General features: G+C 43.0%; 10 protein-coding genes and 3 rRNA genes. 12 read left to right on the forward strand and 1 reads right to left on the reverse strand.

Annotated elements, in window-relative coordinates:
- From IQ283_RS11590 to IQ283_RS11640, 10 genes are all read left to right on the forward strand, one after another.
- A 16S ribosomal RNA gene (locus IQ283_RS11590) occupies nt 1-645 on the forward strand; the annotation flags it as partial.
- Between the two features lie 234 nt (nt 646-879).
- A 23S ribosomal RNA gene (locus tag IQ283_RS11600) occupies nt 880-3,808 on the forward strand.
- 117 nt (nt 3,809-3,925) lie between these two features.
- Nucleotides 3,926-4,042 (forward strand): 5S ribosomal RNA (gene rrf, locus IQ283_RS11605).
- A 742-nt stretch (nt 4,043-4,784) separates the two neighbouring features.
- Nucleotides 4,785-6,203: a cryptochrome/photolyase family protein gene (locus IQ283_RS11610; protein ID WP_194220320.1), complete on the forward strand. Its 1,419-nt coding sequence runs from the start codon at nt 4,785-4,787 to the stop codon at nt 6,201-6,203.
- Nucleotides 6,204-6,309: 106 nt separating this feature from the next.
- The gene (locus tag IQ283_RS11615) at nt 6,310-7,800 is read left to right on the forward strand and encodes a spore germination protein (RefSeq protein WP_242057329.1); all 1,491 of its coding nucleotides are present in this window, start codon (nt 6,310-6,312) and stop codon (nt 7,798-7,800) included.
- Nucleotides 7,801-7,812: 12 nt separating this feature from the next.
- The gene (locus tag IQ283_RS11620) at nt 7,813-8,904 is read left to right on the forward strand and encodes a GerAB/ArcD/ProY family transporter (protein WP_194220322.1); all 1,092 of its coding nucleotides are present in this window, start codon (nt 7,813-7,815) and stop codon (nt 8,902-8,904) included.
- Nucleotides 8,901-9,962, forward strand: a complete 1,062-nt coding sequence (locus tag IQ283_RS11625) for a Ger(x)C family spore germination protein (RefSeq protein ID WP_194220323.1) — start codon at nt 8,901-8,903, stop codon at nt 9,960-9,962. The genes IQ283_RS11620 and IQ283_RS11625 overlap by 4 nt, the downstream gene beginning before the upstream one ends.
- Nucleotides 9,963-10,095: 133 nt before the next feature.
- Nucleotides 10,096-11,604 carry a histidine ammonia-lyase gene (gene hutH / locus IQ283_RS11630; protein WP_194220324.1) on the forward strand — a complete coding sequence of 503 codons (1,509 nt, stop codon included), beginning with the start codon at nt 10,096-10,098 and terminating at the stop codon, nt 11,602-11,604.
- A gap of 82 nt (nt 11,605-11,686) precedes the next feature.
- The gene (locus IQ283_RS11635; protein WP_194222199.1) at nt 11,687-12,187 is read left to right on the forward strand and encodes an Lrp/AsnC family transcriptional regulator; all 501 of its coding nucleotides are present in this window, start codon (nt 11,687-11,689) and stop codon (nt 12,185-12,187) included.
- Nucleotides 12,184-13,365, forward strand: a complete 1,182-nt coding sequence (locus IQ283_RS11640) for an aminotransferase (protein ID WP_194220325.1) — start codon at nt 12,184-12,186, stop codon at nt 13,363-13,365. The genes IQ283_RS11635 and IQ283_RS11640 overlap by 4 nt, the downstream gene beginning before the upstream one ends.
- Before the next feature lie 37 nt (nt 13,366-13,402).
- Here the strand turns inward: IQ283_RS11640 and IQ283_RS11645 are convergent, their stop codons facing one another.
- Nucleotides 13,403-13,645, reverse strand: coding sequence for a hypothetical protein (locus IQ283_RS11645; protein ID WP_194220326.1), 243 nt, complete (start codon nt 13,643-13,645; stop codon nt 13,403-13,405).
- Between the two features lie 262 nt (nt 13,646-13,907).
- On the opposite strand from IQ283_RS11645, the gene queD reads away from it, so the two are divergent.
- Complete coding sequence (gene queD, locus IQ283_RS11650; RefSeq protein WP_194220327.1) at nt 13,908-14,384, forward strand: 6-carboxytetrahydropterin synthase QueD; 477 nt, start codon at nt 13,908-13,910, stop codon at nt 14,382-14,384.
- On the forward strand, nt 14,377-15,105 hold the full coding sequence (locus IQ283_RS11655; RefSeq protein ID WP_194220328.1) for a 7-carboxy-7-deazaguanine synthase QueE: 729 nt from the start codon (nt 14,377-14,379) through the stop codon (nt 15,103-15,105). The genes queD and IQ283_RS11655 overlap by 8 nt, the downstream gene beginning before the upstream one ends.

The raw sequence follows: 15,105 nt of genomic DNA on the forward strand, positions 1-15,105 counted from the left end.
AAGGTTGAAACTCAAAGGAATTGACGGGGGCCCGCACAAGCAGTGGAGCATGTGGTTTAATTCGAAGCAACGCGAAGAACCTTACCAGGTCTTGACATCCTCTGACAATCCTGGAGACAGGACGTTCCCCTTCGGGGGACAGAGTGACAGGTGGTGCATGGTTGTCGTCAGCTCGTGTCGTGAGATGTTGGGTTAAGTCCCGCAACGAGCGCAACCCTTGATCTTAGTTGCCAGCATTTAGTTGGGCACTCTAAGGTGACTGCCGGTGACAAACCGGAGGAAGGTGGGGATGACGTCAAATCATCATGCCCCTTATGACCTGGGCTACACACGTGCTACAATGGACGGTACAAAGGGCAGCAACACCGCGAGGTGAAGCGAATCCCATAAAGCCGTTCTCAGTTCGGATTGCAGGCTGCAACTCGCCTGCATGAAGCCGGAATTGCTAGTAATCGCGGATCAGCATGCCGCGGTGAATACGTTCCCGGGCCTTGTACACACCGCCCGTCACACCACGAGAGTTTGTAACACCCGAAGTCGGTGGGGTAACCTTTATGGAGCCAGCCGCCGAAGGTGGGACAAATGATTGGGGTGAAGTCGTAACAAGGTAGCCGTATCGGAAGGTGCGGCTGGATCACCTCCTTTCTATGGAGAATTACGAAGGTAACTTACGTTACCAACCTTACATGAGCGTTTCGTTTAGTTTTGAAAGAATGATTTATTCTTTCAAAATAGGTGAAGTGATGAAGCTTAGGCGGATTCAAGTAGTAGCCTTGTTCCTTGAAAACTAGATAGCACAAACAACGACATCCAATAATTATTTTTATGCAATAACTTAGTAATAACTGATGCGTGATGGCTTACGCCACACAAATCGAAGGTTAAGCTACTAAGGGCGCACGGTGGATGCCTTGGCACTAGAAGCCTAAGAAGGACGGGACGAACACCGATATGCTTCGGGGAGCTGTAAGTACGCTTTGATCCGGAGATTTCCGAATGGGGGAACCCACCATCTTTAATAGGATGGTATCCATTTCTGAATACATAGGGAATGGAAGGCAGACCCGGGGAACTGAAACATCTCATTACCCGGAGGAAGAGAAAGCAAACGCGATTTCCTGAGTAGCGGCGAGCGAAACGGAATCAGCCCAAACCAGAGGGCTTGCCCTCTGGGTTGTAGGACGTCTCTTTGGAGTTACAAAGGCACGGATAGACGAAGCGACCTGGAAAGGTCCATCAGAGAAGGTAACAATCCTGTAGTCAAAATCCGATGCCCTCCGAGACGGATCCTGAGTACGGCGGGACACGTGAAACCCCGTCGGAATCCGGGAGGACCATCTCCCAAGGCTAAATACTCTCTAGTGACCGATAGTGAACCAGTACCGTGAGGGAAAGGTGAAAAGCACCCCGGAAGGGGAGTGAAAAAGAACCTGAAACCGTGTGCCTACAACTAGTTGGAGCCCGTTAATGGGTGACAGCGTGCCTTTTGTAGAATGAACCGGCGAGTTACGATCCCGTGCAAGGTTAAGCTGAGAAGGCGGAGCCGCAGCGAAAGCGAGTCTGAATAGGGCGAAATAGTACGTGGTCGTAGACCCGAAACCAGGTGATCTACCCATGTCCAGGGTGAAGTTCAGGTAACACTGAATGGAGGCCCGAACCCACGCATGTTGAAAAATGCGGGGATGAGGTGTGGGTAGCGGTGAAATGCCAATCGAACCTGGAGATAGCTGGTTCTCTCCGAAATAGCTTTAGGGCTAGCCTCGCGGCAAGAATCTTGGAGGTAGAGCACTGATTGGACTAGGGGTCCTTACCGGATTACCGAATCCAGTCAAACTCCGAATGCCAACGATTTATCCGCGGGAGTCAGACTGCGAGTGATAAGATCCGTAGTCGAGAGGGAAACAGCCCAGACCACCAGCTAAGGTCCCAAAGTATACGTTAAGTGGAAAAGGATGTGGCGTTGCTTAGACAACCAGGATGTTGGCTTAGAAGCAGCCATCATTTAAAGAGTGCGTAATAGCTCACTGGTCGAGTGACGCTGCGCCGAAAATGTACCGGGGCTAAACGTATCACCGAAGCTGTGGATTGTCTTACGACAATGGTAGGAGAGCGTTCTAAGGGCTGTGAAGTCAGACCGAAAGGACTGGTGGAGCGCTTAGAAGTGAGAATGCCGGTATGAGTAGCGAAAGACAAGTGAGAATCTTGTCCGTCGAAAGCCCAAGGTTTCCTGAGGAAGGCTCGTCCGCTCAGGGTTAGTCGGGACCTAAGCCGAGGCCGAAAGGCGTAGGCGATGGATAACAGGTTGATATTCCTGTACCACCTCCTTTCCGTTTGAACGACGGGGGGACGCAGAAAGATAGGGAGAGCGCGCTGCTGGAAATGCGCGTCCAAGCGATTAGGCTGGTGAATAGGCAAATCCGTTCACCGCGCGAGCTGAGTCGTGATGGCGAGGGAAATTTAGTACCGAAGTCCTTGATTCTACGCTGCCAAGAAAAGCCTCTAGTGAGGAAAAAGGTGCCCGTACCGCAAACCGACACAGGTAGGCGAGGAGAGAATCCTAAGACGATCGGGAGAACTCTCGTTAAGGAACTCGGCAAAATGACCCCGTAACTTCGGGAGAAGGGGTGCTTCCTCGGGTTTATAGCCCAGGGGAGCCGCAGTGAAAAGATCCAAGCGACTGTTTAGCAAAAACACAGGTCTCTGCAAAGCCGTAAGGCGAAGTATAGGGGCTGACACCTGCCCGGTGCTGGAAGGTTAAGAGGAGGGGTTATCCCTTACGGGAGAAGCTCTGAATCGAAGCCCCAGTAAACGGCGGCCGTAACTATAACGGTCCTAAGGTAGCGAAATTCCTTGTCGGGTAAGTTCCGACCCGCACGAAAGGTGCAACGACTTGGATACTGTCTCAACGAGAGACCCGGTGAAATTATAGTACCTGTGAAGATGCAGGTTACCCGCGACAGGACGGAAAGACCCCATGGAGCTTTACTGTAGCCTGATATTGGATTTTGGTACAGCTTGTACAGGATAGGTAGGAGCCATAGAAGTCGGACCGCCAGGTTCGATGGAGGCGTCGGTGGGATACTACCCTGGCTGTACTGACATTCTAACCCAGCACCGTGATCCGGTGCGGAGACAGTGTCAGGTGGGCAGTTTGACTGGGGCGGTCGCCTCCTAAAGTGTAACGGAGGCGCCCAAAGGTTCCCTCAGAATGGTTGGAAATCATTCGCAGAGTGTAAAGGCACAAGGGAGCTTGACTGCGAGACCTACAAGTCGAGCAGGGACGAAAGTCGGGCTTAGTGATCCGGTGGTTCCGCATGGAAGGGCCATCGCTCAACGGATAAAAGCTACCCTGGGGATAACAGGCTTATCTCCCCCAAGAGTCCACATCGACGGGGAGGTTTGGCACCTCGATGTCGGCTCATCGCATCCTGGGGCTGAAGTAGGTCCCAAGGGTTGGGCTGTTCGCCCATTAAAGCGGTACGCGAGCTGGGTTCAGAACGTCGTGAGACAGTTCGGTCCCTATCCGTCGCGGGCGCAGGAAATTTGAGAGGAGCTGTCCTTAGTACGAGAGGACCGGGATGGACACACCGCTGGTGTACCAGTTGTTCCGCCAGGAGCATAGCTGGGTAGCTACGTGTGGAAGGGATAAGTGCTGAAAGCATCTAAGCATGAAGCCCCCCTCGAGATGAGATTTCCCACAGCATTAAGCTGGTAAGATCCCTTAGAGATGATGAGGTAGATAGGTTCGGGGTGGAAGCGTGGCAACACGTGGAGCTGACGAATACTAATCGATCGAGGGCTTAACCGATTAAATTGGAAAACGTTGCGAGTGCTATCTAGTTTTCAGGGAACACCTGAAACAAGGAAGTTCGATTAAGTGCCACCACGTCCTGTGGTGAACATCGAACGGCTAACATCCTGTTAGTCTAGTGATGATGGCGAAGAGGTCACACCCGTTCCCATGCCGAACACGGAAGTTAAGCTCTTCAGCGCCGATGGTAGTTGGGGGATCTCCCCCTGCAAGAGTAGGACGTCGCTGGGCAACTAAGAGAAGCGAGAGACTTGAGAGGTTCTCGCTTTTTTGTATCTATAAAAGTGTTGAAAACTCGCAAGAGAAAAAAGCTTCATGTCAAACAATCAAAACTTCTTCGAAAGCTTCGTAGGGGTGGGAGAAGCAAGAAATTCGAGGAAGCAAGTGATGTCAGACCGGAGTGGATATTCGAGAGATCCATGAGGATCTGGCATCGCGCAGCTGACGAAGAAGTTCGCCGCTTATCGCGCCCCGTATGAGAACACGGAAGTTAAGCTCGAGCGCCGATGGTAGTTGGGGGATCTCCCCCTGCAAGAGTAGGACGTCGCTGGGCAACATAAGAGAAGCGAGAGACCTGAGGGTTTCTCGCTTTTTTTTGTTTGTTTTTTCACTTTCGCGGAATTAATGGGTAATGATAAGCTTATTGGTATTATAAAAATGACAGAGATTTCTTAAAAGAACAGGTGAATTGTATAAGATAATGCCTTAAAATCGAGGGAAAGAACTAGAATCTACTATTAATGGAGTGAACCCTTTTGGAACAGCTTCTTTTCAATCTTAATCATTGTAATAACAATTTGGTCAATGATTAAAGTGTTACATATCGCGTTTAAGAGATTCGAACAAATTATTCATTTGTCTTATAGGTAGATCACTTATTTAGTAGCTACAGTATCGTTAGTTCGCATCTATAGCACATTCAAACTGTAAACCACCCTTTCTTCGAACTAAAATGATAGTAGAGGTGAATGTGATGAGTGAAATCGTTATCGTTTGGTTTAGACGGGATTTTCGTTTAAACGACCAAACTGCTCTTGAAAAGGCTATCGCCTATTGTGAAGAAAATGATGCTAACTGGGTAGGGATTTTCCAGCTTGATCCCCATTTTACGAATACAATCGATCTCCACCACGATTATTTCTTTCAGACGGTGGCTGAATTTCAAGAACGCTGTAAAAACGAGAAACTTCCCTTTCAAATTAGCTATGGAACTCCAAAAGATGTATTTGATAAGATAACGGCTCGTTTAAATGTAACGGCCATTTTCTTTAATGAAGATGAAGCAGGAAACGGAGCGAAGCGCGATCATGAAGTGAGTAACTTGCTGAAAGAGAAGGGTATTAAAGTATTTTCTTATAAAGATTACTACCTTCATGGTTCTAAAGAAGTTAGGAAACATGATGATACGATGTATAAGGTATTTACGCCCTATTATAAGCAATGGCGGACGTTAAGAAAGCCACCAGTCATTCAGAATGATTTTAAGAAGGTTAAGAAGTATGCTCATTCGTTAGATCATACCCTTGATCCTGAATCTGAAGCCGAATTTGCAAATATTTTAAATAAGTGTGAAGCAAATTGGCAAGCGATTGGTGAAAAGAGTGCAACTCAACGGGCGAAGCGTTTTGTGAAAGAAAGAATCAAGGATTATGATAACCATCGAGATGTTCCTTCACTTGTGGGGACAAGTAAGTTATCACCGTATTTAAAAACAGGTGCTCTCTCTGTCCGCACCCTTTTTCATATGGTATCAGAATATGATCATAAAGGGGCAGAAACGTTTATTCAGGAACTTTCCTGGCGTGATTTTTATGGAATGGTTCATTCAGAGTTTCCTGAATTTCGAGATCGTGAATTTCAGTCCAAATATCGAGGTATTCCGTGGAATGACGATGAAGAAAAATTGCAGAAGTGGAAAGAGGGTAAAACCGGCTTTCCAATCGTTGATGCTGGAATGAGGCAACTAAATCAGGAAGGCTGGATGCATAATCGACTTCGTATGATTACAGCTTCATTTCTTACAAAAGATTACCTTATCGATTGGAGACTTGGTGAGCGTTACTTTGAGGAAAAGCTGATTGATTATGATGAGTCTTCCAATACTGGAGGGTGGCAGTGGGCATCTTCTACTGGTACAGATGCTGTCCCTTATTTCCGTATCTTTAATCCGACAACTCAGGCAGAACGATTTGATCCGTACGGTGTTTATATTAAGAAGTACGTTGAAGAGTTAAAAGATGTGCCTAAGAAGTATATCCATCAACCATCAAAAATGACTGAAGAAGAGCAAAAGGAAAATAACTGTGTCATTGGGGAAGATTACCCACTTCCAACTGTGGATCATAAAGTACAGCGCCAAAAGGTGCTAAGTGTTTATAAAGAAAGAACGTGATAAAAAGGTCAGGTGCTATATACGCGCCTGATCTTTTTTGATGGATAAGAGGACAAGAAATGCGCATGCTAATTGGAAGAGAATGTTAAGTGCGGAGCTGATTCATGTGAAATGGTTTAAGAAAGGCGCTTCTGAAAAGCCATCTACGTTAGAGGAAATGATAAAAGACCTTAAACAATCGATCGATTTTGTGGCATATGAAAATAAAGCGAGCGATCAGCCTTATCGGTTAATCTATTTTGCATCGCTTGTTGATTCTGAACAGCTCCACCGTGACATATTGCCAGTGATTAAAGAATGTAAGTCAAAATCACTTGAAGACTTAAAAGGCATTCTTCCAATCGAAAATATTGAGATTTCATCAGAGCTATCAGTCATCCAAGAACGGTTGTTAGAAGGTTATCTTGCCATCCAACTTTCACGAGGTCAAAAGGTTCTCCTTGTAAACATTAGTCTTCGCAAATCAAGAGATTTATCTGCTCCTGAAATTGAATTTAGTGTGATGGGACCGAAAGAAGGTCTAGTCGAAGATCTTCATACAAATATGAATTTAATTCGTAGAAGAATCCCGCATCCCAGGTTGAGAATGAAAGAGATTACCGTTGGAACGATTAGTAAAACGAAGGTTGTCGTTGCCTTTATTGAGGGTGTGGCTAGTGAACAGAATATTAATACCGTTATGCAGCGCCTCGAGGATCTCGATTTTGATATTATTTCTGACTCTTCCTTTATTGGTCAGATGTTAGAAGACAATTCTCTGTCTGTTTTTCCGCAAATGATTGATACGGAGCGAACGGATCGTATTACAGGACATATGAATTTTGGTGCATTTGCGATCTTAACAGAAGGGTCTTCTAATGCTCTAATTGGTCCAATTAATTTTGGGCAATTGTTAGTATCCTTTGAAGATTACTATCTTGGATGGAATATTGCTTCCTTTTTTCGTGTCGTCCGCATGATTGCCATTCTAGCGTCGATTATCGCTACTCCTTTGTACGTTGCAGTTTTAACGTATCATTATGAATTATTTCCTTCTAAGTTATTAGCAACGTTAATTTCATCAAGAAGTGACATCCCTTTCTCTCCTGTTATTGAAGTGTTTTTTCTTGAAGTGACAATCGATTTGCTACGAGAGGCGGGGGCAAGGATGCCGACGAAGGTTGGGCAAACACTCGGTATTGTAGGAGGTATTGTTATTGGAACGGCTGCTGTTGAGGCTTCTTTAACTAGTAATATTCTGTTGATTTTGGTTGCCTTATCAGCTCTTGCTTCTTTTACAACACCAGTTTATCGCATGACTAATACGATTCGTTTTTTACGCTATCCTTTAATTGTGTTCGCACAATTTCTTGGCTTAATCGGAGTAGCGCTGTTTGGACTATTTATTCTAACGCATATGATCAGGTTAACATCATTTGGAAACCCATATCTCGCGCCGCTTTATCCTCCGAGGGTAAAAGATTGGTACGATTCTTTCTTTCGTTTACCTTATGTCATGCAAAAAAACAGATTTCAATTTTTTCGAGGGAAACAGACGAAGCGATTTGAGGATAAGAAAAAACGCCAAAAGCATCATTTGGATTTCGATGAGCAGTAGAGGGTGAGTTGCATGGAACAGAGCAAGCGAAATGATCTTCTTATATCTCCCTTTCTGATCATGTTTATTATTCACAGTAATCAGGTGGGAGTTGGGATACTAGGCTTTCCTAGATATATCGCGGCTTATGCAGGAAATGATGCCTGGATTGTCGTTATTATTACAGGTGTTGTTTTTCATGTGTTCATATGGATGATGTATCGAATTCTTAGTGATGGTTCTTACGACATTATTGACCTTCATAATAAGTGGTTCGGGAAGTGGATTGGATCGTTTTTTAACATTGCACTAATGATGTATTTACTGTTAGGGACGATTGTTATTCTTCGTACGTTTATAGAAGTCATTCAGGCCTGGATGTTTCCTGAACTAGCCACTTGGATACCTGTAGGAATGTATTTGTTGTTAACGTATTATGTGCTTGCTGGTGGATTTCGAACGGTAGCAGGAATCTGTTTCTTTGGAGTGATCATTCCAGTTTGGTTAGTATTTACGGCAACGGCTCCTCTAAAATTCTCTACATTTAGCAATTTGTTTCCCATGATGGATCATACATTACAGGAATTTGCTCTTGGAACAAGGCAGATGACGCTAAGCTATGTTGGCATAGACATCTTATTACTTGCTTATCCATTCCTAAAAAATCCGAAGAGCTCTCGTATGTGGGCACACATGGGCGTTTTATTAACGACATTGATTTACACGATGGTTATGGTAATTTCTCTTGCATTTTATAGCGAGGGGCAACTTCAGCAGTCTATATGGTCTACGTTGATTGCGTGGAAAGTTGTAGAGTTACCATTTGTAGAGCGATTTGAGTATATTGGAATTACATTCTGGTGTTTCGTTGTTTTTCCTAATATATGCTTAACAATGTGGGGAGCAAGTCGAGTTGGAAAAAAGGTGTTACATATAAAACAAAAGTACTTTGTTTTCATTTTGATTGCGTTTGTTTTTACAGCGTGTGTGATGGTTACGAATCGTGACCAGGTGGACTATCTTAATACGATTACTTCTATAATAGGCACCTATGTTTATTACTTTTATATTCCATTTATTTTCCTATACAGCATGATTTGGAGGAGAGTGAAAAGGCGAACATGAAATATTGCAGCTTAATAGTCCTTTGTATCCTTCTGACAGGATGTGTAGCAGAGGAAATAATTGATGAAGTACCCATTCTATTTATTGTTGGCTATGACAATGGTAAAGAAGGGAAAATCAAAGGAACGATCTCTCTCCAAACGTTTGATCCAAATCAAGAAGTTGAGACAAGATCATTTGAAGCTGAGGCATATACGAGTAAAGGACTTCGCAATCAATTAAGCGGTTTACCTAAGCCCATTTCGATAGGGAAGATGGCGGTATTGTTATTTAGTGAAGATATGGCTGAAGAGGGAATCATAGATGTGCTAGATAGTTTTCTAAGAGACCCAGCAGCTGGTCGTCTCATTTATGTTGGTGTAGTAGAAGGGAGTGCAGGCGAACTCATCAAAAATGAGTTTCAATATTTACAGGGAATCGGCCCATTTCTACAGAATCTTATTAAACAATCGATTGAGTATGGAAATATGCCCCAAAATAATATTCACTTGTTTGATTATAAATATTATGGCGATGGGATGGATCCAGTCGTTCCTATACTTAAGAAGGAAAAGACTGAAGTAAAAATAACTGGTTTAGCTTTGTTTGAAGATGAGAAAATGGTTGGAAAATTGAACTTGGACGAAATGTTTATGTTCGCATTAATTAATAAAAGTTTTAGCGCAGGTTTATATGAGTTAGAACTTCCAGATGGAGAGTATGCAAATCTACAAAAGATCAAATCAAAAGTGAAGTATAAGGTGAAAAATGGGAATACCAATCCTTCAGTAAACATATCAATTAAGTTAAATGGAAATATTGTAGAGTACACAGGGGATAAGTTGAGTAAAGAGACAAAACAAGAAATTGCAAAAACGCTTGAACGTAAAGTGAAAGCGCATGGTGACGAGATGGTTAAGAAATTTCAAGAATTAGGAATAGATCCTTTCTCAATCGGTGATCATGCTCGTAGTCAGACTAGAAATTTTGATTTTAAAAAATGGTATGACCGATATCCTGATGTTCCTGTAACGATTGATGTTAAAGTGAATATTGGAGAATCAGGAATCATTGATTGAGGAAAGGTGTGAAGGGCTCATGAGCAATTACACACAATATAGGAAAAAAACTCGTTTTAAAAATCGATTCGATTTTTAAAACGAGTTTTTTATGTACCTTTACTTAGATAATATGGTAGAGGAGTGGTAGTAAATGATTTTACTCGATGGTTATCAGTTATCATTAAATGATCTTAGAAAACTTTTATATAACGGTGCGCGCGCTAGTTGTTCGAAAGAGAGTCTAAAGCGAGTTGATCAAAACAGAAAAGCAGTGGAAACGATTGTTGCAAACGGGGAGACAGTGTACGGTATTACAACAGGATTTGGCAAGTTAAGTGATGTTCATATTCAAACTTCAGATGTTGATCAGCTTCAGTTGAACCTTATTTATTCCCATGCATGTGGTATCGGTGAACCCTTTCCACCTCTTGTATCAAAAGCTATGCTTTTGCTTCGAGCGAATGCTTTACTGAAAGGATTTTCAGGAATTAGGCGTGAAGTGATTGAAAGACTATTGCTTTATGCCAACGAAGAAATTCTACCCGTTGTACCGCAGCAAGGATCACTTGGAGCAAGCGGTGACCTGGCCCCTTTAGCTCATCTTGTTCTTCCGTTATTAGGTGAAGGAGAGGTATTCTACCGGGGAAAGCGAGAGAACGCGACTGTTCCAATGAAAGAGAAAGGAATCGAACCGATTAAATTAACCGCTAAGGAAGGTCTTGCGCTTATTAATGGCACACAGGCGATGACGGCGATGGGCGCTGTCACTTATCTTGAAGCAGAAAAACTCGCCTACGAAGCGGATGGTATCTCATCTCTTACATTAGAAGCCTTGAGAGCTATTACAGACGCCTTCGATGAGGACATTCATTTGGTCAGAGGTTACCCAGAACAAGTGGATGTGGCTAGAAGGTTAAGAAAGCTATTAAAAGGGAGTCAGTTAACAACGAGGCAAGGAGAGATAAGGGTTCAGGATGCTTATTCCCTCAGATGTATTCCTCAAGTTCATGGTGCCTCCTGGCAAGCCCTTGCTTATGTAAAAGAAAAACTTGAAATTGAAATGAACGCGGCCACGGATAACCCACTTATTTTTGATGGGGGCGCGAAAGTACTATCGGGAGGGAATTTTCATGGACAGCCCATTGCCCTTGCAATGGATTTTCTTTCGATTGCGATGGCTGAATTTGGGAGTATTGCAGAACGTCGTATTGAACGGCTCGTGAACCCGCAATTGAATGATCTTCCTGCATTCTTAAGTCCCAAACCAGGGTTACAATCAGGGGCAATGATTATGCAATACGCAGCAGCATCTCTTGTCTCAGAAAACAAAACCCTTGCCCATCCGGCTTCAGTTGATTCCATTCCATCCTCAGCCAATCAGGAGGACCATGTTAGTATGGGAACGATTGGCTCTCGTCACGCTGCACAAATTACAACAAATGTGAGAAGAATTCTAGCGATTGAAGCGATTTGTGCAATGCAAGGAATTACCTATCGAGATCCCACAAAGCTTGCACCAAAAACGAAAAAAATATATGAAGCAGGAAGAGGCATTGTTCGAGAAATAGACTGCGATCGGATTTTTTCATATGATATCGAACGATTGACCGATTGGTTAAAGGAAAATGGGGATATCGAGAAAATTGTGATAGGTGTGTAGGAACATCCTTCCGTGCAAATAACAAAATGAAATAAAAGTAGAAGAATGATATAGTAGATGAAATAGATGGAAAGCAGGGGGCATTACAGTGAATGAAAAAGAAATCGAAATCCTAGAAATTTTAGAGGATAATGCACGCGTACCAATGGATGTTTTAGCTGATATGGTTGAATTATCAGTTGAAGAAGTAGAGAAAATCATTAAGAAACTTGAAGAACAGGATATTATTTTAAGCTATTCATCCGTCATTAATTGGGATAAAACTTCTGGCAAAGACGGTGTTGCAGCCATGATTGATGTGAAGGTAACCCCAAAAAGAGATGTTGGCTTTGATGAGATTGCTGAGCGTATTTATCGTTTTCCGGAAGTGAAAGCGGTGTACTTAATGTCAGGAGCGTTTGATTTGTCTGTTCAGATCGAAGGGAAAACGATGAAGGAAGTTGCTTTCTTTGTTTCTAACAAGCTTTCAACACTTGATTCAGTTTTGTCGACAACAACGCATTTCTTACTTAAAAAATATAAACACGACGGTGTAATTTTTGAACCGGAACAGAAGGATAAGCGGATTGTGGTGTCACCATGAAGGAAGTTCAACAGCAGTATATTTCTAAAACAGCTTCTCAATTAAAACCTTCAGGTATCCGAAAATTCTTTGATCTTGCTTCCCAAATGGATAATGTTATTTCACTTGGTGTTGGTGAGCCAGATTTTGTTACACCGTGGAATGTATGTGAAGCGGGCTACGCTTCACTTGAAAGCGGCTATACAGCTTATACGGCAAATGCAGGTCTGCTAGAGCTAAGGGAAGAAATTTCGTCTTACTTAGATGAACAATTTTCACTGAGCTATTCAGCTGAATCACAAATCATATTAACTGTTGGAGCGAGTCAGGCGATTGATCTGGCTTTTCGAGCGGTGATTGATCCGGGTGATGAGGTTATTATTGTCGAACCAGGCTTTGTTGCTTATTCACCAGCTGTAACGCTCGCAGGTGGGAAACCTGTCTCTTTGGAAACAAAGGCAGAGGACGAGTTTAAAATAACGCGTGAGTCGCTTGAAAAAGTGATTACGAAGCGAACAAAAGCGATCCTTCTGTGTTTCCCGAGTAACCCTACTGGTGCCACAATGTCTGAAGCAGAATTGAAAAACGTAACAGACATCATTGAAGAACATGACCTACTCGTACTTTCGGATGAGATTTATGCGGAATTAACGTATGATGAGACGCATTATAGCATTGCCCGAGCTGATGGCATGAAAGAGCGTACAATTCTTATTTCAGGTTTCTCGAAGGCATTTGCTATGACAGGTTGGAGACTTGGTTACGTGACGGGTCCTGAAGAAATCATTGCGGCGATGTTGAAAATTCATCAGTATACAATGATGTGTGCGCCGACAATCGCTCAGCACGGGGCACTCGAAGCTTTGAAAAGTGGAAGAGACGATCTTGAGAGAATGAAGAAAAGCTATCGTCAGCGAAGAAACTTTCTTGTTAAAGCATTTAACAACATCGGACTTTCCTGTCATATGCCAGGTGGTGCATTCTACGCATTTCCATCCGTACAGGCAACTGGGATGACATCAGATGAATTTGCTGAAAAGTTATTAGAAGAAGAGCAGGTTGCTGTTGTGCCAGGGCATGTCTTTGGTGCTGGTGGAGAAGGCTATGTGCGCTGTTCTTACGCAACGTCAATCGATTCTTTGCAGGAAGCTGTTAAGCGAATCGAACGGTTTGTTAACCGTCACAATTCAAAGGGATAATTAGGAACGCCGTCCTCAGTGAGGACGGCGTTATGTATTAATAGGAAGTTGGATCCTCTTTGCTTGTTGAAATACTTGAAGACGTTTGTTTGGAAAGTAACTGTCTGAGCAATTCATTCTGCTCTTGATCAGCAGCGTTCTTTCTTTTCATATAGCTCATCGCTTTAAATAGGAATACGATCGTTAATACAACGATAAATAAAATAATGACCATATATAGAAAACCAAATAATCCAAAAAGCATGCCAAATCCATCCATGCCACCACTATTAGACATCATCAAATCACCTCCTCATCTGATGTTGATTTTACCACTATTTCCTAAATTCCAAACGCGGTATTTTCCTTCAATAGAAGAGCTTTAGCATACGTCTCCTTTTCTAATATGACGTGTTATGATATTATTATCAAGTTGGAGAGTTCGTAATTCCCTCCTCTCGTAAAACAAAACTAGGGACCGTGAAAAGTGTAGCCCAGTTCTCTGATTGGAGATGGGGTTTTTCATGCGTCTCCCTTACTGAATAAAGAAGGGGGCTTTTTTTATGTCTTTTATGATTCCAAAGAAAGTTGAATTACTTGGAGAAGATATTCAGAAAAGCGAATTAAAGTATCATCATAAACGAGTAGCGGTAACAAAGGAATTTACATTCGATGCTGCGCATCATTTGCACTGCTACGAAGGTAAGTGCAAAAGCATGCATGGTCATACGTATAAAGTGGTCATCACAATCAGCGGATTTGTGAATGAAATCGGCATTTCAGTGGATTTTGGTGAAATTAAAACCCTGTTTAAAGAAGTGATTGATTCGAAGTTGGATCATCATTATTTAAATGAAGTCCTTCCGAACATGAACACGACAGCTGAAAATATGATTGTTTGGATGTGGGAGCAGTTAGATCAAGCTCTGACTGAGCGCAATATGAAAGATCTTGGTCAGCGCATCGAAGAACTAGTTCTCTATGAAACACCAACAAGCTACGCAACGCTGAAGCGGGAATGGATGGAAGAAAATGAGTAAATGGGTGCTACCGGAACAATCCGAATATATGAAGTGGGAACTACCGATGGTGGAGGTGTTTGAGACAGTAGAAGGAGAGGGAACGCGCGCTGGTTTTCCAACAGTATTTGTACGCGTCTTTCACTGTAACTTGCGCTGTAGCTGGTGTGACACGCCGTATAGCTATGCACCGGATAAAGCTGAATACACAGGCTCAATTGCCTCTATAATCGATCAAATCAAACAATATAATAGCCGTCACATCTGTTTTACAGGTGGGGAGCCGTTAATTCATCGTGAGAAATCAATGGCGCTTATTCAAGCGATGGTAGATCTTCCACATATTGAAGACATTCATATCGAAACGAACGGAGCGATTGATCTTACGCCATATGAAGCGGTTCGAAAAGGTGATGAAGCCTGGCAGGAGAAAGTTCGTTTTGTGATGGACTATAAGCTGCCTGATTCTGGTGAACAGCATCGCATGCTTCACGAGAACTTTGAACTTCTTGATAAACAAGATGAAATTAAGTTCGTGATCGGCTCTGATGAAGATTTCACAGTAGCAACTGAAGTTGTCTCAGAAAATCATCAAAAAGGTCAGGTATTGTATAGTCCAGTGTGGGAAACCATGCCTCCACACAAACTTGTTGAAAAAATTCTAGAAGCAGGACTAAGCAAAGTGAAGCTAAGTATGCAGCTTCATAAGATTATTTGGGATCCTAATAGAAGAGGTGTGTAA

The sequence above is a fragment of the Pseudalkalibacillus hwajinpoensis genome, assembly GCF_015234585.1.
Taxonomy (GTDB): domain Bacteria; phylum Bacillota; class Bacilli; order Bacillales; family Guptibacillaceae; genus Guptibacillus; species Guptibacillus hwajinpoensis_B.